Genomic DNA, 21351 nt, shown 5'->3' with positions numbered 1-21351 from the left:
CGTCGAGGAGGGGGTGCAGCTCGCGCGCTACTCCATGAGCGTCAGGGTGAGCGTCGAGCTGTAGTCGCCCGCTTCGCTCGTGGGCAGGGTCTCCAGCGTCAGGTCCGCTGTCGAGGTCCAGGAGCCCTCGGCCGAGACGGCGGCGGATTCCTCCGTGACGGCGAGGAACTCCTGGTCGACGAGACCGACGTCGTTGGGCCCGTCGTCGAAGACCGTGCCGACGTCCGATCCCGCCGAGACCACTCCGCTGTCGCCGCCGTCGATCAGACGCGGCGACCAGCCGAGCTGGCCCGCGGAGATCGGCGACTGACCGGCGGACCCGACGAAGTCGGAGGCGGTGCCCAGCACGTACCAGCCCGCATCCTCCGGGATCTCGTCGGTGGGGCGGGTGTCGGTGACGGTGACGCTCGGCAGTGTGCCGGTGAATCGGCGCAGCTCGGCCGTCGATCCGGTCTCGGTGAGTTCGGCGCTGGTGCCGGCGACACTCATCGAGAGTGCACCGGTACCCGTCAGGGGCGTGATCGTCACGTTGACGTCGACGACGTCGTCGTCGAGTTCGGCGGCTACGGCCTGCCCGGCGACGGTGGTGAGGAGGAGGCATCCGGCTGCCGCGATCGCGGTGCGGGTCCACAGGGTTCTGAGCGTCATCGGGTCTTCTTTCGGGTCGGACTCGCGGTGACGAGTGAGAGGTGGTGCGGAGGGTTTCGGGCGCGGGAGGGTGTCGCGCGGGAGGAGGGGTGGGAGCGGATGGCCGCTCCCACCCCTCCGGTGCTCAGCAGGTGCGAGCGGTGTAGGGCGCTTCGACGGTGCGGCTCAGCGCCGTGCCGTTCACGGTGGCCGTGGCGTCGACCGTGGCGGTGCCCGCCGGGATCGAGCCGAGACGGGTCGTGAACGCCTGCGTGGCCGAGGAGCCGGGCTTCACTCCGCTGAACACCTTGGTGCCGTAGGCGGTGCGCAGCGTGATGCCCATCGGAGTCGACTCCTCGTTCTTCGCCGTCAGCGTGAGCACCACCTTGCCGTTGATGCAGCGCGAGCTCGTCGACGCCGTCACCTTCAGCGCGGGGGCCGCGGCGATGGTGAAGGTCGCGGTGGGCGACGCGGCGGAGGTGCCGACCGGGTTGGTCGCGACGACGCTCGCCGTGTACGTCCCTGCGGGCAGGGCGGCGAACACCGCGCTCGTGGTCGTGCCGGTCCGCGTGATCGCCGCGCCTGCGGTCGGAGTGACGGTCGCGGTGTAGCCCGTGATCGCCGCTCCTCCGTCGGCCGGAGCCGTCCACGACACGGTGGCCGCGTCGCCGGCGACGGCGACGGCGGGTGCCGCCGGTGCCTTCGGAGCGGTGGCGGCGCCCGGCTCGACCGTGACGGTCACGCTGGGCCGGACCGTGGTCCCCGCCATCGCGCCGAGCACGGTGAAGGTCCCCGCGGTCGCGTACGCGGCCGGAGCGACGGCGTCCCAGGTGACGGCGCGCGACTCCTTCGCCCCGGTGCCGCCGCTGAAGACGGCGACCGCGGTGCGCGGGAGGACGGGTGCCGTGCCGAGGGCGGTGGTGGCGGTCTGCTGCTCGATCGAGGCGATCTCACTGCCGCTGTCGCCGACGCTGATGGTCGCGGTGACCGCCTGCGTCGAGCCCGTCAGCACACCGGTCGCGGTGATCGTGCCGGGAGTGGCGAAGCGGGAGGCGGGGATCGCGTCCCAGGTCGCGCGCAGCTCGCCGCGCGATCCGTCGGAGTAGACGCCGATGACGGTCGCGGGAAGCGTCACCGGGGTGTTGACGGTGGTGCGCTTGGCCACGGCCTCGAAGGAGCCCGGGTAGTCGGCGTACACGTCGAACTCGGATGCGGCGATCGCGGAGTGGGCGCCGCTGGTCGAGCGGCTGGCCTGGAAGGTCGCGCGCAGCTGCGTGGTCGTCACCGGGGTGAAGGCCACCTCGCTGGGCGTACCCATCGCGTTCACCGGGTACTGGGTGCCGGGGCGCAGAGCGACCGGCTTCCAGGTGGTGCCGTCGAGGTACTCGAGCGACCAGGAGGCGGGGAGGGCGACGCCGCCCCCGCTGCCCTGGGTGGCGTCGTTCCAGAAGGAGGCCCCGGCGCCGGCTACCCGCATCGGGGTGGCCCACGTGTAGGTCAGTGTCTGGCTCGCCGGCCGGTTGTCGCTGTAGGTGCCCCAGAGCTTGTTCTGCTCGGTCTGCACGCCGGGGACGGTCTCGCCGTCGTTGATGGCGGCGAGACGGTTCCACGGGGCGACGTAGGAGGCGGACGGAGTCGCGTACGACCCGACCTCCGGGCCCAGCGGGCGGACGTCCGAGACCTCGACGACCTGCTCGGAAGTGGTCTGCTTCACGGTGTCCGAGGCGGTGAAGCGGAGCGTGTACGAGCCGGGCTTCGAGAAGCGGACCGTCGTCGCCGCGGAGGCCGCGTCGGTGAAGGTCGCCGTCGAGTCCGCGGGCTTCGCCACCACGGTCCAGGCCTGGGTGAGCTCGCCGATCGGCAGTCCGTCGTCGGACGCGGTGCCGACGAACCGGGCGATGCTCGGGTCGGCGACGGCGAGGCGCTGGATCGACACGACGGGAGCCGCGTTCTCGGCCGGCGTGTAGGCCGCAGCCACGTTCTTCAGCTGCACCTCCTTGATGCCGGTCTTCTGACCCTGCTGGTGCGAGACGAGGACCCGGATCTTCTGGGTCGTGACGTCGGCGAACCGGACGGTGTTCTCGTTGCCGGTCGGGACCTTCGGCGTGCGGGCCTGGGCCGTCACCGACTTCCAGGCCGTGCCGTCCCAGTACTGCACCGAGTACGACTTCGGGGCCGAGTAGCCCTGCACGGTCGTGCCCGAGGAGGTGCGGTAGAAGTAGATCCCGGCCTGGTTCACCTTCTGCGCGCTGCCGAGGTCGATCTCGAGCCAGTCACTGGCGTTCGGCGATCCGGCGGTGCCCCAGAAGGGCTCGTTGACGGTGGAGCCGTCGACCGCGTTGGCCGGCACGAGGCTCTTGCCGGAGGGAGTGGTTCCGCTCGCCGAGTAGGAGGCCGTGGCGGTCCTGCCCTGGGCGAGGTCGGGAGCCGCACTGGTCGTCGGGTCGATGTCGACGCCGGCCTTGCCGAGCAGGTCGACGACCCGATCGGTCGAGGCGAAGCGCACGTCCTGCGCGGGCTTCACGGCGTTCGCGGCCGAGAAGAGCACGGTCGCGTCGGTCGTGACCTCACCGGTCACGGTGTCGAACTCGACCGGCACGAGGCTGTCGATCGTGAAGGCGCGCTCGCCGTCGAGGTAGACGGAGTAGCCCTCGGGGGTGTCGCCGTAGTGGCGGGTCCCGCCGGGCTCATCCCACACGATCGTGAGGTCCTTGTCGTGGTACTTCAGGTTGTTCGCCGTGAAGTGGTCCCAGTCGATGTCGATGGGCGAGAGCTCGAGGACCGAGTCGGTGCGGGCCTGCAGGCCCATCGCGTCCTCGACGACGGTGAAGTTCGTCGTGCCGAGCTGCGTCTGGTGGATCCACGAGCGGTACTTGATCGATCCGCCGTCGGCGGCCGAGCCGTGCGACCAGAACTCGTTCTCGTTCTGGCGGGTGACGTCGCCCTTCTCGTAGCTGGCCCAGGCGTTCCAGTAGAGCATCTTCTTGTAGTAGTCGCTGGTCAGGTACGAGTTCGGGTAGTCGCGCAACGTCGAGGACAGCAGGCGGAACATGACGGTGGAGTTGATGGTCGAGAAGTTGTTCGAGTAGTGCTTGCCCGATCCGGCGTCGCGCAGCGCGCGGGCCTTCGCGTCCTTCTGGTTGGCGGTGTAGAAGGGGAACGGCGCGTACTGCTCGCTGTCGACGAAGAGGCGGAAGGCGTCGAGGTACTTCTGGTCGAAGTCGGCGTCGCCGGGCTTGGGCATGAGGCCGACGGTGTACGGGTAGTACATGTTGACCTCCTTCCACGGGATCTTCGATCCGGCGGCCAGGCCCGAGGAGCCGTCCGAGTAGGAGGCCTTGATCATGTTGCCGAAGAAGCCCGCCTCGTCGGCGGTGCTGCGCTTGTCCTCCCAGAGGACGTCGAGGACCGACTTCTTGATCGCCTCGGCCTTGGCCGTCATGCGGTCGGCTCCGGCGGTGTCCCCGGCGAGGCGGTACGCCTCGGCGGCGGCCACGGCACCGGAGTAGAGGTACGCACTCTCGGGGCGGTCCATCGGGTACGAGTTCCACGCCTCGGTGTTGCGCCACGAGAACGACACGGCGTCGACGTCGTTGCCGGTGAGGGCCGGGTTGGCGTACTCGAGGAGGTTGTTCTTGTTCTTGTCGAACTCCGCCAGCTGACCGGCGATGTCGTCCTCGGCGTAGGTCGCGAGCTTGTCGGCGATCGCGGCGTCGCCACCGTGCAGCGCGTAGGAGTTCCACGCGGCCTCGGAGATGTAGTTGGTGTAGCTGCTGTTCCAGTTGACCGGGTTGCCGGGGTTGTCGATGTAGCGGCTCTCGCGGGCCGTCTCACCGGCCGACAGCCACGTGCCGTAGGCGCTGGAGGGGTCGCGGAAGTACTTCATGTCCTCGATGAACATGCCCGCGGTGAGGACGATCGCGTTGTTGTAGGCCTGACCGAAGACCCCCTCCATCGAGGTGGGGAACTGGTAGTCGTTGCCCGGGACCTGCGCGTCGAGGAAGTTCGTGCGCAGCAGCCACCAGCGGTAGAAGAGCGTTTTGTCGATCTCGCCCGAGGGGGTCTCGAGGTAGGGGATGTTCTCGACCCACCACGTGTTGTAGCTCGTGGTCTGCGTCGTGAACGCGGACGCCGGAGTCGCCGCGGCGATCGACTGGAACTCGGTGGTGCTCTCGGGGATCTCGGTGGTGGTGAAGCCGAGCTGCAGCTTCACGTCGGCAGGTGCGGCCGAGGCCGAGACGGTGCGGGTGAGCGCGGTGCCGTCGACGCCGAAGCCGTCGCCCGAGAAACGGGTCGCCACCTGGGTGACGTTGTGGGCGGTCGTGACCGACCCGGTCAGCTCGCTGCCGGCCGCGGTGCGGGCCAGGCCCGACTCGGCGCGCAGGGCGACCGTCTTCGTGGATCCGTCGGTGGTGCTGATCTGCAGCCGCTCGACCGCGACGTTCTGCCGCGAGATGAACTTGGTCTGCTTCACCAGCAGGCCGCCGCCGGTGTACTCGGAGTACCAGTAGCTGGGGGTGTTGTGGCGCTTCGCCTGGTTCTCCTGGAGGGAGACGGCGGCACCGTTCACGCTCGCGGTCAGCGTCGATCCGCTCTGCCCGAGGTCCTCGATGTAGGCGATCCGGCCGCGGAAGCCCAGGCCCGCGTCGGAGTTCTGCATGTAGACCGCGCGGCCGCGCGAGAAGAAGACGCCGTTGTTGTCGTAGTCGATGTTCGCGGGCTGGTCCGAGACGAAGTCGAGACCGCCCGCCTCGTCGGGCTGCACGCCGTCGCGGGAGAGCATCCGATCGAGCCAGAAGTCCTTCCCCGGGGCGGAGCCGGCGCCGGCGGCGAGGTCCGCGGCGTAGATCTTCCCGAGGTGGGAGACGGTGGGGTCGTAGGTCGCCGTCGTCGGCGGGATCGCCGTGGCGCCGTTGGTGAAGGTGGGGTAGCCGAGGCTCTCGTTGCTGTTCTGCAGGCCCTCGTCGTAGGGGTCCCAGGCGGTGGCCGCCGAGGCGGGAGCCGCGACGAGGACCGAACCGGCGAGGACCGCCGTGAGGGCGGTGGCGAGTGCGGTCGTGACCGCTCGGGTTCTTCTGGGTGTTCGCATCGTCGCGGACGCTCCCGTTCTGTTCGGCAGTGAGGAAGGGACGGGTCGCTCGAGCCGGCGGGCAGGAGGGGCCACGTGCACGGTAACAATTTCCTCAGAAGAACGAAAGCCTTTTTAAGTGTTTCGTCCGGTGCGTCTCTCGCGAGGTGGAAACGCCGCCCTTAAAGAGATCCGAGCCCACGATTCCGGCGAAAGCCTCGAAAACAGTCGACCCTGCACGATCCCGACAACGACGGAGGGCCGCCGCGGAGCACTGCTCCACGACGGCCCTCGTCCGAGCGGTCGGCGACCGCCCCTCGATGTCAGTCGGCGACCGGGATCCACACCCGCATCGTCGAGGGACCCCGCTCGGCCCAGTCGTAGTACGGGGTCAGCGAGACGGGCCAGTGCCCCTCCACCCGGCTGCTCGCCGAGGGCGAGGAGGAGTAGGGCCACGTGCCCTCCACCGGCGCGATAGAGATCAGCCGCACCTGCACGTCGCTGCCGACGGTGCGCGGCTCGACGCCCGTGTCCAGACGCAGCGTCGAGACGTCGGCGGCGTGCAGCTGCTCGGGCACGTCGGTCGACTCCAGCGCGTAGACCAGGGGGCCCCGCTCGACCGCGACGCAGCCGCGCACGGCGTCGACCCGCGGGTCGGCGCGGACGAAGCGCGCGGGCAGGGCCAGCTCGACGACGATCTCGTCGCCGCGGGCGAAGGTCGCGCCGAGCTCGAGGTAGCCGTCACGGAGTCGCTTCTCGAAGGTCTTGACCGAGCCGTCGGCGCGGCGGAGGGTCACCGGGGGCTCGGCGGCCCAGCCGGGCACGCGCAGACTCAGCGTCCACGGCGCGGGTCCGCTCTCGAGCACGCGCACCGCGATCCGGCCGGTGTCCGGGTAGGCGGTCTCGACCGAGAGGTCGATCGCCTGGCCGCTCGCGAGCGTCGTGGTGATCCGCGACGACGCGAACTGGTGCAGCTGGATCCCGTGCGCGTCCTTCGTCGCCAGGTAGGCGGCGAGACTCGCGAAGGTGCGCGCGACGTTGGTCGGGCAGCACGACACCTCGAACCACGGGGCGCGCAGCGACGAGGACGCCCGCACCGACGCCTCGTAGGGGTCGGCGGGAGCGCCGGGGCGGCGCTGGTGCAGGGTGTTCGCGTAGTAGAAGGCCCGGCCGTCCCGCGACGGCGAGGTCGCGACCACGTTGAACAGCGTCCGCTCGATCAGGTCGGCGTACTCGACGCCGCCGCGCGCCAGCAGCAGGCGCCAGCTGAACTGCACCGACGCGATGCCGGCGCAGGTCTCGGAGTAGGCGCGGTCCGGCGGCAGCTCGTGGTCGTCGCCGAAGGCCTCGTCCTGATGGTGCGAGCCCTGCCCGCCGGTGATGTAGGTGCGGCGGGAGGCGGTGGCGTGCCACTGGCGGTCCAGGGCGTCCAGCAGCTCCTCGTCGCCGGTCTCGACGGCGAGGTCTGCGGCGCCCGAGGCGAGGTAGTTGGCCCGCACCGCGTGGCCGCGCATCACGGTCGAGGAGCGGATCGGCTCGTCGTCCTGGTAGTAGGAGCGGCCCCACTCGATGTCGGCGAGGACGCCGTGGCCGCGGCGCTCGACGAACAGGCGCGCGAGCTCGAGGTAGCGGTCGTCGTCGGTCACGCGCGAGAGCTCGACGAGGCCCGTCTCGACCTCGGCGTGACCGCAGACCGACTCGATCCCGCCCTCGCCGAAGACGAGGCAGATCAGGTCGGCGGCGCGGCGCGCGATGACGAGCAGTCCGTCGTCGGCGCCGGGGCGGGTGCGCTCGCGCGCCACCGCCGCCTGGAAGAGGTGGCCCAGGCAGTAGAGCTCGTGGCCCCACTCCAGATCGGACCAGCGGGGCTGCTGCCCCTCCCGGCCGAAGCGGGTGTTGAGGTAGCCGTCGCGCTCCTGCGCCGCGCCGATCCGGGCGACGAGAGCGCGGAACCGCGTGTCGAGAGTGGCGGAGTCGGTGCGCCCGATCTCCCAGGCGAGCGCCTCGAGGTACTTGTAGACCTCCGAGTCCGCGAACTCGCGGCCCGTCCGGCGGCCGGCGAGGGTGCCGGCGGCGGCGTGGTCGAAGTTGGGCAGCCAGCCCTCGCGCTCGAGCCAGTACTCGATGTGGTCGAGGGTGGCGGAGCCGTTCACCCGCTGGCGATCGGCCCAGAATCCCGAGGTCAGCACGACCTCGTCCAGACCCAGCGGAGTGAGGGCGCCGGCGGCGGGGACGGCCGGGGCGACGGTCCGGGTGAGGGCGTCGCGGTCGCGGGACGTAGGAGTGCGGGGGTGTGTGTCGATGGTCATGGTCATCCCTTGAAGGCGCCGGACATGAAGCCGCGGACGTAGTGGCGTTGCAGGAGCAGGAACAGGAGGATGCACGGCAGCGCGAGGACGACCACGCCGGCCTCGGTGGCGCCGTAGTCGACGACTCCCTGCACCTGTCCGCGGAGGTTCGAGATCGCGAGCGGCATGGTCATGCGGTCGGAGTCGGTGATGAGGATCAGCGGGGCCATGAAGTCGTTCCAGGCGGCGAGGAATGCGAAGAGCCCGACGGTGATCAGTCCCGGCTTCACAGCGGGCAGCAGCACCTTCCAGAGCACCGACCAGGTCGTGCAGCCGTCCATCTTCGCGGCCTCGTCGAGCTCGCGCGGCACGGCGTCGAAGCCGATCCGCATGAGGAACGTCGACAGCGGCAGCTGGAACATCGTCAGGACCAGGGCGACTCCGACGAGCGAGTTCGAGAGGCCGACGATGTTCAGCAGTACGTAGAGCGGGATCAGGAGCGTCGCGTACGGCACCATCAGGATCGCGAGGGTCGAGAGGAACAGCAGGTTCTTGCCCGGGAACTCGAAGCGCGAGAACGCGTAGCCGCCCAGCAGCGAGGTGCCGAGCGTCAGTACGACGGTGAGCCCCGAGACGAGCAGCGAGTTGCCGAGGTAGACCCAGATGCCGGCCTGGTAGTCGACGAGGGTGGCGTAGTTGCCCAGCCCCCAGCCCTCGGTCTGCCCGGTGCCGGCGCGAGGGGCGACGGAGGAGACCGCGGTCCAGATCAGCGGGTAGAGGAAGATCACGGCGAGTCCGCCCGTGAGGACCCAGAACGGGGTCTGCACGGCGATGCCGGCGAGACGGGAGCCGCGCGGTCGGCGGGCGGAGTGCGAGGGCGACGGCTCCGGGGCCGGTTCGGCCGCAGCGAAGCGCTCGAGGTCGGTGGAGAGGGTCATCAGTCGTCTTTCTTTCCGAAGGAGCGGATCTGCGCGATGTTCAGCACGACGAGCGCCAGGAGCACGATCACCGAGAGGGCTCCGGCGACGCCCAGATCGTTCTGGCCCTGGAAGGCCATGCTGTAGATCAGCTGCACGACCGTGATGGTGGAGTTGTCCGGCCCGCCCTTGGTGAGGATGTAGAACTGCTCGAACGCGAGCAGCGACCCCGTGACGCAGAGCACGGTGGTGAGGGCGAGGGTGGGCTTGAGCAGCGGCAGCGTCACTCCGGTGAACGTCTGCAGTCTCGAGGCGCCGTCGATGCGCGCGGCCTCGTAGACCTCCTCGGGGATGCCCTGGAGACCGACCATCATCAGCAGCATGTAGAAGCCGGCGAAGCGCCAGACGATCAGGAAGATCGTCGACCAGAGCGCGCCGGTCGGGGTGCCGAGGAACGTGATGCCCCAGCTCTCCATCAGGCCCGCGAACGGCCCGGCGAGGGGGGAGTAGAGGACGTAGAAGAGGAGCGAGGCCGAGGCGAGGCCGAGCGCGGTCGGGATGAGGAACGCCGTGCGGAGGAAGTTCTTCCACCGGGTCGACTCCTGCACGATCAGCGCGAGGGCGAGGCTCAGGGCCAGCAGGATCACGGTCGTCAGGACCGTGTAGAGCAGCGTGAACCGGATGGACGCCCAGAAGAAGCGGTCCGTCACGGCGTCGCCGAAGTTGGTGGGGAAGTTCACACCCCGGTTGCCTGCGAGCAGGGGCCAGTCCGAGACCGACATCTGCAGCACGAGTCCGAGCGGGACGAGGAAGAGCAGCGCGACGAACAGCGCTGTCGGGGCGGCGTACGCCCAGCCGAGGAGTCCGGGGGCGCGGCGGCGGACCCGGGTGCGGCCGACGTCGCTGGCGGTGGCTGTCATCGTGTGCTGACGCTTTCTGTGGGGCGCTCGGGCCGGAGCCGTGGACGGCGTCCGGCCCGAGCGGGTGGGTGGAGCGGCCTACTGACCGAGGATCGACGTGATGGCGTCGTTGTCGGCGTCGACGGACTCGCCGTCACCGAGGACCGCGTCGCGCACGAGGGTCAGCCAGGGGCTGCTCGGCGCGTTGAAGGCCTGCTGGAAGCTGGTCGAGAACGGGGTGTCGCCCTCGGACGCGACCTCGTTGATCGTGACCAGGCGCGGGTCGAGCTCCGAGTACTGGTTGCTGGCGAGGTCCGAGCGCGAGACGACGTCGTTGTTCTTGGCGAGGACGCCGACCTGGGCGTCCTCCGACATCATCCAGTTGAGGAAGTTCCACGCCTGGGGCGACTTCTCGGAGTCCTTCGAGATGCCGATGCCGTCGCCGCCCACGAACGTGGAGCTGCCGCCGTCGGGCCCCGGGATGCCCGAGACACCCGCATCGAACGGGGTGGAGGAGAGCAGGGTGGCCGGGTAGAACTGCAGTCCGACCTTGCCCTCGGTGAAGCCGGCGGTCCAGGTCGGGCCCGCCTCGTCCTGCGAGGAGGGGAGCACCGCTCCGGAGTCCCAGAGGTCCTTCCAGGTGGAGTAGACCTCCTTGGCGGTGTCGCTGGCGAGGAGCGACTCGGTGCCGTCCTCGTTCATGACCTCGTCGCCGCCCGCCCAGATGGTCGGGAACCAGGTGAAGACGAGGCAGCCGCCGCAGTTGAGGCCGGTGGCGGTGCCGTAGGTGTCGGGCTTGTTCAGGGCCTGGATCGCCTTGGCGTGCTCGGCGAACTCGGCCATGTCCTTCGGGCCCTGCTCGGGGTCGAGACCGGCCTCCGCGTAGAGCTCCTTGTTCCAGAACAGCATCGAGAGGTCCAGGACGAAGGGGAGCGCGTACTCCTTGTCGTCGTAGGTGCCCGCGGCGAGGTGGCCCTCGTTGATCGAGTCCTTGAAGTCGAGGCCGTCGATGCTCGAGGTGAGGTCCTGGAACAGGCCCTGCTCGGTCCAGTTGGGCATGTAGACGATGTCGGCCGCGAACAGGTCGGGGAGGCCGTCGGAGCCGGCGGCGGCTCCGACCTTCGCGACGTAGTCGTCGTTGGGGACGACGGTCAGGTCGACCTGGTTCTCGTGGCTGGCGTTGTAGGCCTCGACGAGCGCCTTGGCCTGCTTCTCGAGCGGGGCGCGGGTCCACAGGGTGAGCGTGGTGCCGTCGTCCGTCCCCTCTGCTCCGCCGGCGGCCGGGTCGGCGGTGCCGCCTCCGGCCGAGGCCGAGCAGGCGGCGAGCGACAGGGCCATCGCTCCGGCGAGTGCGGCAGCGGCCAGACGGCCGAACCGACGATGAGTGACGTTCATCTTTCTCCTCATTGAGCTTCTGTGAGCCGACCTGGTGGGGGCTGGCGCCAGGTCGAACGAAAACACCGAAATGCGTTTCGCTCAGTAAAGACGACTCGATGCGCCACCGTCAATAGTGGTGACTGTTACCGTTGCGTAACGGAGGCGAAAACATGGCGCAATCACGATCGTCAGGATCCCGGACCTCGACCCTGAGCGATGTGGCGAAGCTCGCAGGCGTGTCGATGGCTACGGCGTCCAAGGCCATCAACGGTCGCAGCGTGGCCCCGGCCACCCGGGTGAAGGTCATGGAGGCGGCGCGCGAGCTCTCGTTCACGCCGAACGCCCTCGCCCGGAGTCTCGTCGAGGGTCGTACCGGAACCGTCGGCATCCTGACGAACGACCTCGAGGGCCGCTTCGTCATCCCGATCCTGATGGGCGCCGAGGACGCGTTCGGCGCCGGCGCCGTCAACGTCTTCCTCTGCGACGCGCGAGGCGACGCGATCCGCGAGCAGCACCACCTCGCGGCGCTGCTCAACCGCCGGGTCGACGGGATCCTCGTCGTCGGCAGCAGCACGAACCCCCGACCGTCGCTCGGGCACGACCTGCCGGTGCCGGTGGTCTACGTCTACGCGCCGTCCGAGGACCCGACCGACGTCTCCCTCGCCGCCGACAACTACCAGGGCGGCCGGCTCGCGACCGAGCACCTCCTCGGGCTGGGCCGTCGGAGGATCGCGCACCTGACCGGCGATCCGAGCTACCAGGCCGCCCAGGACCGCGCACGGGGCGTCCGCGATGCGATGCGCGACGCCGATCTCGAGCTGGTGGGCGACGTCATGTTCTCGGAGTGGTCCGAATCGTGGGGCCGCGACGGCACCGCCGTGCTGCTCGAGCGCCACGCGGACCTCGACGGCATCGTCTGCGGCTCCGACCAGATCGCCCGCGGCGCGCTCGACAGCGCCCGCGACCTCGGCCGGAAGGTGCCCGAGGACGTCGCCGTCGTCGGCTTCGACAACTGGCTCGTCCTCGCCACCAATGCTCGCCCGCAGTTGACGAGCATCGACGCCGACCTCCAGGAGCTGGGCCGCGCCGCCGCCCACCGCGTCTTCGAGGCGATCGGCGGATCGCCGACCGCCGGCACGGAGTACCTGCCCACCCGTCTCGTGATCCGCGGCTCCACGATCCAGCGCCGCTGACCGCCTCCGCTCGCCCGTCCTCCTACCAGCGGCTCCGGATGCGGGACAGCCCCCTCCCGCAGCCGGACGCGTGAGGTGGACTGGACGCGACGGCCCGAGACCCGGCCGGGGAGCAGCAGGAGACCATGCCCGATCAGTACACCTTCACGAACCCGGCGACGCAGTACCCCAACACCACGCCTCCCGTGCAGCACCAGGAGGAGCCCGGGCTGCAGTCCCGCCTCGACCCGCGGCCCGATCTGGGGGAGGACACCTACCGCGGCACGGGCCGGCTGACCGGCCGGCGCGCGCTCATCACGGGGGCGGACTCCGGGATCGGCGCGGCGGTCGCCATCGCCTTCGCCCGCGAGGGGGCGGACGTGGCGCTCGCCTACCTTCCCGAGGAGGAGGAGGACGCGCAGCACGTGATCGAGCTGGTCCGCGCGGCCGGGCGCACGGCCCTCGCGCTCCCCGGGGACCTCCGCGACCAGCGGTACTGCACCGAGCTGGTCGAGCAGGCGGTCGAGGGGCTCGGCGGGCTCGATGCGGTGGTGAACGTCGCGGGCAAGCAGGTGTGGCAGGAGGACCTGCAGGAGCTGAGCGACGAGCAGTTCCTCGAGACGTTCCAGGTCAACGTGCTCGCGATGTTCCGCATCGTGAAGGCGGCGGTGCCGCACCTCGCGCCCGGATCCACGATCATCACGACCGCGTCGGCCGAGGCCCACACTCCCGCGCCCGACCGGCTCGACTACGCGATGACCAAGGGCGCGATCAACAACCTGTCGAAGGGGCTCGCGCAGCAGCTCGCGCCGAAGGGCATCCGCGTGAACGTCGTGGCACCGGGGCCGACCTGGACGGTGCTGCAGGTCACGGACGGGGTCGACCCCGAGAGTCTGCCCGACTTCGGCTCGAGCGAGTCGCCGATGGGGCGGCCGGCCCAGCCGGCCGAGCTCGCGCCCGCGTACGTGTTCCTGGCGTCGGCCGAGTCGAGCTTCGTCGCGGGCGAGACGCTCAACGTGAACGGCGGGATGCCGACGTCCTGACGCCGCGCCCTTCTCTGGTCCGTCGCGGTCGGCTGCCCCGGGGCGTCCGGACCGGCCGTCCGTGACGGATGACCGTGCTGGTCGAGTAGCCCCGCAGGGGCGTATCGAGACCCACCGACTCCCGGAGTCGCCCGCGGAGCGGGCTGCTCGATCGGCAGGAGCCGCCGTCACACCGCGCGGCGCAGCACCAGCACCGTCACGTCGTCGTCGTTCGCGCCGCCCTCGGCGCGCGCGCTGATCCGCGCGACCGCGTCGGCCGCATCCGTCGACTGCGACACGAGCGCGGCGACGTGCCGGAGCGACTCCACCCGCCCGTCGTACAGGTCGAGGATCCCGTCGCTGCAGCTGACCAGCGAGTCGCCCGGCAGCAGCACGAGCTCGGCGGTCGCCCAGGCGTCCTCGCCGATCCCGACCGGCAGGTTGTGCGAGGCCAGGCGGTCCCACGACCGGTCGGCGCGCACGTGCAGCGTCAGCCCGTGCCCGGCGTCGAGGTAGCGGACGACGCCGGTGGTCTCGTCCAGGCGCGCGTGGAACATCGTGGCGAAGGAGGCGGTGTCGCCCAGGTCCGAGGCGAGGCTCTCGGAGGCGCGCGACGCGGCCACCGCGAGGTCGTCGTGGTTGCGGGCGCTGCGTACGACCGCGCGAACGGTGGCGGCGATGATGCCGGCTCCGACGCCCTTGCCCATCACGTCGCCGACGGTGAAGGCCGCCCCGCCCCGGATGTCGTACCAGTCGAAGAAGTCGCCGCCGATCGCGCGCGAGGGCAGGCACACGCCGGCGAAGGCGTAGCCGTGCAGCTCGGCGCGCTCCTTGGGCAGCAGCGCCTGTTGCACGGCCGACGCCTGGGTCAGCTCGAGGTGCGTGAGCTTCTCGCGCGCGCTGATGTCGGCGACGCGCTCGCGCGCCATCCGGGACAGCTCGTTGACGACCAGGGCCGCGAGGCCGAAGGCGCCGGCCGAGAAGACGCCGCGCGCCAGCTCGTTGGGGTTCTCCTCGAGCGTCGACCCGAGGAGGAACGGGAGGACGAGACCTGCGACGACTCCGAGGCTCGCCAGGGCGATGTGCCGTCGGCCCGGCCCCGCCGCGACCCACACGGTGGGCAGCACGGCGAGGGAGGCGAAGATCGACGCGCTCTCGCCGGTCGCGAAGCGCAGCACGCCGACGGCCAGGAAGTCGATCGCGGGGATCACCAGCGCCACCCGGCCCAGCGCGTCCGTCCGCGGCATCACCGCGGCCAGCGCGGTCGCCGCGACCATCATCAGCACCGCCGCGACCAGCGCGGTCGCGCTCGTGACCACGAGGGTCGGCACCGACACGCTCAGCGCGACGGCGACCAGGAACAGCCCGAGGACCGGGAGCTGCTTGACCAGCGGGGTCTGCTCGTCGAACCCGTTCGCCGTCAGGGCGAGGGAGTCGACGGGCGGCAGCTCCCGGACGCGGCGGCGGGCGAGGACCGGTCTCACGGCGCGGGGCGGTGCTTCGCGATCGTCCAGACGTTGCGCCCGTGCTCCCGCTCGTGCTCGAACGTGTCGACCAGGGCCTGGATGAAGGGGATCCCGCGACCGGACTCGGCGAACTCGTCCGGCATCTCGACCACCGTCTCGGTGTCGACGAGCGGCGGGTCGGCGGTGTCGACCAGCGTGGCCCGCAAGACGTGCTCATCCGCCACGAGGCTCAGCTCGCAGATGATCGTGGTCGTCGAGGAGGCGTGCTGGACCACGTTCGAGACGAGCTCGACGAGCGCGGTCTCGAACATCATCCGCTCCATCTCGTCGACGTCGGTGCGGTCCTGCCACAGCGTCTCGAGGGCCGAGTGCACGGTCTCGACACCGTCCGGAGGAGTCCGGAAGACGACGGAGCGCTCAGACACGGTAGGCGTCCTCGGCGCTGTCGAAGCTCGCCAGGACGCGGTCGAGGTTCGAGAGCCGGAGGACCATCGAGACCTGCGGGCTCGGGGAGGCGATGCGCAGGTCGCCGCCCGCCTGACGGGCGCTCTTGAGGCAGCCGACGAGGGCGCCGAGTCCGGAGGAGTCCATGAACTCGATGCCGCTGAGGTCGACGACGACGCGGTTCTCGCCCTCCTCGATCACACGCAGCACGAGGGTGCGCAGCTCGGGGGCCGAGACCATGTTGAGCTTGCCCTCGCCGCGGACGACGGCGATGTCGGGCTCGATCTTCTCGGTGGTGAACGTCATGCGGACTCCTTCTCGGGAACGGGGGACTCCTCGGGGGAGAAGCCCTGGTAGTGGACGGCCTGGAACAGGACGCTGAGGACGACCAGATCGTAGATCGCCCAGGCGATGTTGACGCCCGTGCCGATCGGCTCGGCGCCGTTCACCAGGAGGTGGAAGGTGCCGACGACGATCGCGATCACGAGCAGCACCATGACCACGAGCTGCACCTTGATCAGTCTCCACGGTGTGCCGGTCGACTCCTGCCGCGTCTTCGGGGTCACGGCGAAGCCGAGCGGGATGCGCAGGATCACGTTGTTCACGGCGGTCCGGCACGCCTCGATCCAGACCGGGAACAGGGCGAGGCTGTACTGCTGGCCCCGCCAGGTGGGCGTGCCCTTCGCTGAGACGAGGAACAGCAGCTGGTTCGCGATCATGAACGGGATGAACCGGACGAAGAAGTCCGCCGCGAGCGAGGACACCGGCAGGATCCCGAGCACCAGGAACACGATCGGCGCCGCGAAGTAGACGACCGCCGCGTAGCCGCTGAGGTAGCTCCACATCGTGGCGAAGTACATCAGCCGCTGCGGGATCGAGAGGGCCCGCTGCAGCAGCGGGTTCTCGCGGAGGAACACCTGCATCGTGCCCTGCGCCCAGCGCAGCCGCTGCACGAGCATGGTGCCCGCGTCCTCGGGGGCGAGGCCGTCGGCGAGCAGCTCGTGGTGGTAGACGGTCTTCCAGCCCAGGCCGTGCAGGCGCATGCAGGTCGCCATGTCCTCGGTGACCGAGATGGTCGCCAGCGGCATGATCGGCTGCGCCTCGTCGGGCCGGTCGACGGCGATGCCCTGCAGCACCGCCTGCACCGACTCGAGCGCGTTCAGCGGCGAGAGGTCGCGGTCGGCGAGCGACGAGACGATCTGCTCGATGTCGACGATCGTGTCGCCGTCGCCTCCGTCGGCCCGCGCGAGCGCGCGGATCTCGGCGAGGTCCTCCTCGAGGCCGGCGACGTCGGAGGCGACGAGGGAGTAGCTCGCCTGGTCGACGGCGCGGTGCAGGTCGTAGGTGATCGAGCCGATCGGCGCTCCGGAGGCGAGCGCGGTGCGCGCGTGCGCGATGGCCGCCGACACGTCGTCGAGGGCGCGGGCGACCGCGGCGTCGCGGGCGGCGGGGTGCGAGCGGGCCTTGGCGACGGCGCGGGAGGCGGTGCGCAGGGCCCGCGCGATGCTCCGGTCGAGCTCGCGGATGTAGCCGGTGATGCCGAGCTGCATCAGCGCCTCGCGGCGCAGCATCGCGTTCGAGCCGCAGAAGAAGGCGGCGTTCCAGCCGTCCTTGCCCTGCTGGATCGGTCCGTAGAACAGCGGAGCCTGGCTGCCGAGCGGGTCGCCGGTGGCCACGTTCGAGAAGACCTGCGGGGTCTGCACGAGCGCCACCTCCGGGTCGCGGAAGTAGCCGAGCGTGTGCTCGAGGATCTCGGGCCGCGGGATCTGGTCGGCGTCGAGGATCAGCAGGAACTCGCCGGTCGTCTGCTCGAGGGCGTTGTTGAGGTTGCCCGCCTTCGCGTGCCGCGGCATGTCCTTCCACGCCTGCGAGCGGGTGATGTAGCCGAGCCCTGCGCCCTCGGCGGCGGCGCGCATCTCGGGCCGGTCGCCGTCGTCGAGCACCCAGGTCGAGTGCGGGATCCGCGCGGCCTGCGCGGCGAGCGCGGTCTCCATCACGAGCTCGATCGGCTCGTTGTAGGTGGTGATGAAGATGTCGACGGTGGCCTCGGGGTCGGGCTCGGGGGGAGCCGGCCGGCCACGGGCGCGCCACATCGTCATGCCGTACAGGCACACGTCGATCAGGCTGTAGGTCTCGGCCGCCACCAGCGGCACGGCGATCCACCAGGCGTCCCAGTTCAGCGAGGCGATCCAGCGCCAGGTGACGTAGTTGACGCCGAGCACGATCGTGAGCAGCACGATGATGCGCAGGAGCAGCATGCGCGCCGGGGAGACGAGCGTGCTCTCGGTACCCGGCCCCGTCACTCCGCTCGTCTTCTTCTTGTCGTCCCGGTGGGCGCTCATCGCGGCACGATCCCGAACAGGAAGCGCGTCTTGACCATGACCCAGAGCAGGGCCAGGACGACGACGTAGGCGAGCGAGTCGATCACGATGCTCCCTCGATCGAGGAACGGGAGGTTGGCGACGATCAGCACGAAGAGCACGTGCATCACGAAGACGTAGAGGGTGGCCTGGCCGAGCGGGATGAGGAACCAGCCCAGGACCCGGTGGATCGGCTTCCAGAGGACGCTGAGGAGCGCGTACCCGGTGATCGTCACGAGCAGCACGTTCAGCACGCGGCCCGGGTCGAGCGTGGTCCGCTCGAAGGCGACGGAGTAGATCGACGAGAACGTGTTCGCCGGCACGAGGTCCAGCCGCAGGTCGTAGGCGCTCGAGAGGTACGGGTTGTTCCACGAGAACAGCGCGAGCCCGACCGTGGCGATCACCGAGACGGCGAGCACGATCCGCCCGGCGCGGGTGGCGAACCAGCCCAGGATCTCGCGACGGTGGAAGCCGGCGACCATTCCCGTGACGAACAGCGCCTGCCAGGTGAGCAGCGGGAACGAGTCCTCGAACTGCGAGGGCAGCAGGCGCAGGCCGAGCAGCATCTGCAGCACGTAGAGCCCCCAGCTCACGGCGAGCACGAGGATCCAGCGGCGCCGCGAGAGCGCCCACAGGATCAGCGGCGCGAGCGCGAGCATCACGACGTAGAGGCCCAGGACGTTGACCTGCCACGGTCCGATGCGCAGGAGCGCGAGGTCCACGATCACCGACGGATCGACGGGGTAGCGGACGAGCCCGTCGAAGCCGGAGTAGAGGTCGTAGACGCGTCCCGTGGCCTCGCTGCCCGCGGCTCCGGTTCCCTGGTCGACGTAGGTCGTCGCCGGCACGGCGTTCAGGAACGGCACGAGGCTGACGAACCCGACGATCAGGGTGACCGCGATCGCCGTGACGTAGAGCTTCCAGGCGCGAGCGCCGGTGCGCAGCGTCACCTCGCCGATGCCGCCGCCCACGATCTTCGGACGGTGCACGAGCCCGAGGACCGCGCCCGAGAGCAGCACGAACAGCTCCGCTCCCGAGACCATGCCGATCGCCTCCTGCGTCGCGTTCTGGAACACCGAGACGAGGGCGAGGTGGTTGATCACGACGAACACGATCGCGCCGCCGCGGAGGAGGTCGATCCGCAGGTCGCGCGAGGGCGGCCCGACGTAGGCGAGCCGGCTCGTGCGGCCCCGGAGCAGTCCCCAGACCGTCAGTGCGACGGCCGCCAGCAGGACGGTCGCCACGACGATCCACGCGGCGGCGCCGTCGATCGTGCCGCCGCCCGTGCTCACCGGCCCGGCCGTGCCGTAGGGCGCGTAGAGCGGGCCGAAGACGAGCTCGCTGCCGGCCGCATCGGCGCGGAACGCCGAGGCCGTCTCCTCGCTGGTCGAGATGCTCCAGTCGATGACGACCTCGCCGACCACGGCGCGGGCCGACGACGAGTCGCGCCACAGCACGACGTCCAGCAGCGGGTGCTCCTGCTCGGAGGCGGCCGCGAGGACCTGGCGCCACCACTCCTGCTTGATCTCGAGCGCACCGGGCCCGCCCGCGCCGGGGCTGAAGAACGCGGCCGTCTCGAGCATCATCGGGGTGCCGGTCGCGGCGGCGAAGCGCTCGTAGAAGTCGAGGTCGCCGCCGCCGTCGAGCGCCGTGTCGAGGGCGCCGGCGCGCGGCACCTCGTTCAGCGGCTGCCCGCCTCCGCTGGGGTCGTGGTAGGCCGAGAGTCCCACCCAGTCGACGTACTCGTCGCCCGGGTAGTACGGGCCGTACGGGTCGTCACCGGCCGCGAGCCGGCCGTCGCCGTCGGTGTCGAGCGCCGGGTCGGCTCCGTCCGGCTCCGCCGTGAAGGGGTAGGCGCCGCCCGCGACCGGGGACCACACCACGACGGCCCCGGGAAGCTCGGCGCGCACGGCCTCCGAGAAGAGCCGGAACGCGTCGATGTAGGCGTCCGGATCCTGGCCCCACTGCACCCAGTCCGCGTTCATGTCCGGCGCGAAGCGCAGGTAGAGCGGCAGCGCGTCGTCCTGGCGGGCGCGGGCGAGAGCATCGACCGTCTCGGCGGCGTCGGCCTCGTCGAACCCGACGAGGTCACCGGAGGGGCGCAGCGTGATCGCGGCCAGCGCGCCCTCGCCCTCCGCCTGCCGCAGGAACTGGGCCAGGTACGTCGTCTCGTCGTCCGAGACCGGCAGTGTGGCGGAGTGCTCGAGCACGGCGGCCGAGGCGCCGAGGCGCTCGCTCTGCTGCGCGGCGCTGTCGATGCTCCAGTCGAGGCTCGCGCCGAAGTAGGCGCCGGAGTCGGGCACGAGCACGTCCGCGGACGGCGCGCTCTCGGCGGCGGCCGCCGCGGGCGCGCCGAGGAGGGTCAGGGCGAGGGCCGACGCCGCCAGGAGGAGGACGCGTGCTCGGTGCGGGTGACCGCGCTTCACGTGCGGGTCACCACCAGCACCGTGATGTCGTCGAGGGCCTTCTCCGTGGCAGCGAGGGCGCGGATCGCGTCGAAGAACTCCTGCGTGCTGCCGCACGAGCGGGCGAGCGCGGTCGCCTCGGCGAGCGACTCGAGGGTGCCGTCGTAGAGGTCGAGCAGGCCGTCGGTGAACGAGACGAGGGAGTCACCGGGCGCGAGCTCGACGGTCTGGTCGGCCCAGCCGCCCTCCGGGGCGATGCCCAGCGGCAGCCCGAGCGACGCGAGGCGCTGGAACGAGCCGTCCGGGCGCAGCAGCACCGACAGGCCGTGGCCGGCGTCGACGAAGTCGAGGCGCCCGGTCGCGGTCTCGAGCCGCGCGTGGAACAGGGTGGCGAACGTGCCGGTCACCGCGAAATCGTCGAGCAGCTGCTCGTTGACGGCAGCCACGGCGACGCTCGGCGTGGATCCGGAGCGGGCGTGGAACGCCGAGCGGACTCCCGCACCCACGATCGCCGCGGCCGCTCCCTTGCCCATCACGTCGGCGAGGGTGAGGTCGATGCTCTCGTCGTCACCGCGCCAGCTGTAGAAGTCGCCCGCGAGCCCGTGCAGCGGGATCGACAGGCCGGCGAGCTCGTAGCCCGCCGGGTGCGTCTCGTCGGCGGGGCTCAGGCGCATCTGCACGTCGGCCGCGCGGTCCCGCTCGACCCGGTCGCGGAGCTCCCGCTCGACCCAGTCGCCCAGCTCGTCGAGCAGCGCCTGCTGATCGGCCGAGAGGTCTCGCGGCACGAAGTCGATGAGGCAGAGCGTTCCGACCGCGAGGTCGGCCTCCACCATCAGCGGGCGGCCCGCGTAGAAGCGCACGTGCGGGGCTCCCGCGACGTTCTCGTGCTGCGCGAACTCGCCGTCGGTCCCGAGATCCGGGATGACGAGCATCCGCTGCTCGCGGAGCGTCGCGTCGCAGAAGGTGCCGGCCCGCGGGTACTCGAGCGGCCAGCCGGGCAGCTGCGGCGACTTCGTGAAGAGGGTGGTCTCGTCGAGGAAGTGGATCTCGGCCACCGCCACGCCGAACAGGTCCTTCGCCATCCGGGTGATGCGGTCGAAGCGCTCCTCGGGGGGCGTGCCCATGATGTCCAGCTCGTCCAGGGCGGCGAGCCTCGGATCCGGTACTCGGTCTCCCAGCATGGCGTGACTCCTCCGGTCGACGGTCCCGAGCGCGGGCGATCGGCACCGCCCCAGCGGTGCACCCACGACTCTGCACGGAGGTTCGGCGCCGGTGCGCGGATAGATGGGAATCGTCACAGAAACAC

Annotated in this window: 14 protein-coding genes; 2 read left to right on the top strand and 12 right to left on the bottom strand. The window is 70.7% G+C overall.

The window, feature by feature from the left end:
• Positions 1-27 precede the first annotated feature (27 nt).
• The 6 genes from LRG51_RS10460 to LRG51_RS10435 all read right to left on the bottom strand — a co-directional run bounded on the left by LRG51_RS10460 (position 28) and on the right by LRG51_RS10435 (position 11194).
• The gene (locus LRG51_RS10460) at positions 28-648 is read right to left on the bottom strand and encodes a hypothetical protein (RefSeq protein ID WP_230672666.1); all 621 of its coding nucleotides are present in this window, start codon (positions 646-648) and stop codon (positions 28-30) included.
• Between the two features lie 124 nt (positions 649-772).
• The gene (locus LRG51_RS10455; RefSeq protein WP_230672665.1) at positions 773-5716 is read right to left on the bottom strand and encodes an Ig-like domain-containing protein; all 4944 of its coding nucleotides are present in this window, start codon (positions 5714-5716) and stop codon (positions 773-775) included.
• A 302-nt stretch (positions 5717-6018) separates the two neighbouring features.
• Complete coding sequence (locus LRG51_RS10450) at positions 6019-8004, bottom strand: glycoside hydrolase family 127 protein (RefSeq protein WP_230672664.1); 1986 nt, start codon at positions 8002-8004, stop codon at positions 6019-6021.
• A 2-nt stretch (positions 8005-8006) separates the two neighbouring features.
• Positions 8007-8921 (bottom strand): carbohydrate ABC transporter permease, encoded by a 915-nt coding sequence (locus tag LRG51_RS10445; protein WP_082480905.1) that lies wholly within the window; start codon positions 8919-8921, stop codon positions 8007-8009.
• Positions 8921-9820: a carbohydrate ABC transporter permease gene (locus tag LRG51_RS10440; RefSeq protein WP_055785263.1), complete on the bottom strand. Its 900-nt coding sequence runs from the start codon at positions 9818-9820 to the stop codon at positions 8921-8923. The genes LRG51_RS10445 and LRG51_RS10440 overlap by 1 nt, the downstream gene beginning before the upstream one ends.
• 78 nt (positions 9821-9898) lie before the next feature.
• Entirely contained in the window at positions 9899-11194 is a 1296-nt protein-coding gene (locus LRG51_RS10435; RefSeq protein ID WP_055785266.1) for an ABC transporter substrate-binding protein, read from the bottom strand.
• A gap of 152 nt (positions 11195-11346) precedes the next feature.
• Here LRG51_RS10435 and LRG51_RS10430 point away from each other — a divergent pair, with 152 nt between their 5' ends.
• Together LRG51_RS10430 and LRG51_RS10425 are read left to right on the top strand one after the other, a co-directional pair.
• A complete protein-coding gene (locus LRG51_RS10430) occupies positions 11347-12369 on the top strand; it encodes a LacI family DNA-binding transcriptional regulator (RefSeq protein WP_055785269.1) in 1023 nt (340 codons plus the stop codon).
• 125 nt (positions 12370-12494) lie between these two features.
• Positions 12495-13391, top strand: a complete 897-nt coding sequence (locus LRG51_RS10425) for an SDR family oxidoreductase (RefSeq protein ID WP_055785272.1) — start codon at positions 12495-12497, stop codon at positions 13389-13391.
• A 167-nt stretch (positions 13392-13558) separates the two neighbouring features.
• Here the strand turns inward: LRG51_RS10425 and LRG51_RS10420 are convergent, their stop codons facing one another.
• The 6 genes from LRG51_RS10420 to LRG51_RS10395 all read right to left on the bottom strand — a co-directional run bounded on the left by LRG51_RS10420 (position 13559) and on the right by LRG51_RS10395 (position 21226).
• Positions 13559-14854 carry a PP2C family protein-serine/threonine phosphatase gene (locus tag LRG51_RS10420; protein WP_055785275.1) on the bottom strand — a complete coding sequence of 432 codons (1296 nt, stop codon included), beginning with the start codon at positions 14852-14854 and terminating at the stop codon, positions 13559-13561.
• Complete coding sequence (locus tag LRG51_RS10415) at positions 14851-15261, bottom strand: ATP-binding protein (RefSeq protein ID WP_055785278.1); 411 nt, start codon at positions 15259-15261, stop codon at positions 14851-14853. The genes LRG51_RS10420 and LRG51_RS10415 overlap by 4 nt, the downstream gene beginning before the upstream one ends.
• A complete protein-coding gene (locus LRG51_RS10410; protein ID WP_055785281.1) occupies positions 15254-15586 on the bottom strand; it encodes an STAS domain-containing protein in 333 nt (110 codons plus the stop codon). The genes LRG51_RS10415 and LRG51_RS10410 overlap by 8 nt, the downstream gene beginning before the upstream one ends.
• On the bottom strand, positions 15583-17538 hold the full coding sequence (locus LRG51_RS10405) for a glycosyltransferase family 2 protein (RefSeq protein ID WP_055788721.1): 1956 nt from the start codon (positions 17536-17538) through the stop codon (positions 15583-15585). Before LRG51_RS10405 ends, LRG51_RS10410 begins: the two co-directional genes overlap by 4 nt.
• A gap of 80 nt (positions 17539-17618) precedes the next feature.
• Positions 17619-20066, bottom strand: a complete 2448-nt coding sequence (gene opgC / locus LRG51_RS10400; RefSeq protein ID WP_055785284.1) for an OpgC domain-containing protein — start codon at positions 20064-20066, stop codon at positions 17619-17621.
• Entirely contained in the window at positions 20063-21226 is a 1164-nt protein-coding gene (locus LRG51_RS10395; protein WP_230672662.1) for a PP2C family protein-serine/threonine phosphatase, read from the bottom strand. The genes opgC and LRG51_RS10395 overlap by 4 nt, the downstream gene beginning before the upstream one ends.
• Positions 21227-21351: the final 125 nt, after the last annotated feature.

Origin of the sequence: Rathayibacter sp. Leaf248, assembly GCF_920939495.1 — a bacterium.
Taxonomy (GTDB): Bacteria; Actinomycetota; Actinomycetes; order Actinomycetales; family Microbacteriaceae; genus Rathayibacter; species Rathayibacter caricis.
This window is presented reverse-complemented; position numbering and strand designations above follow the sequence as displayed.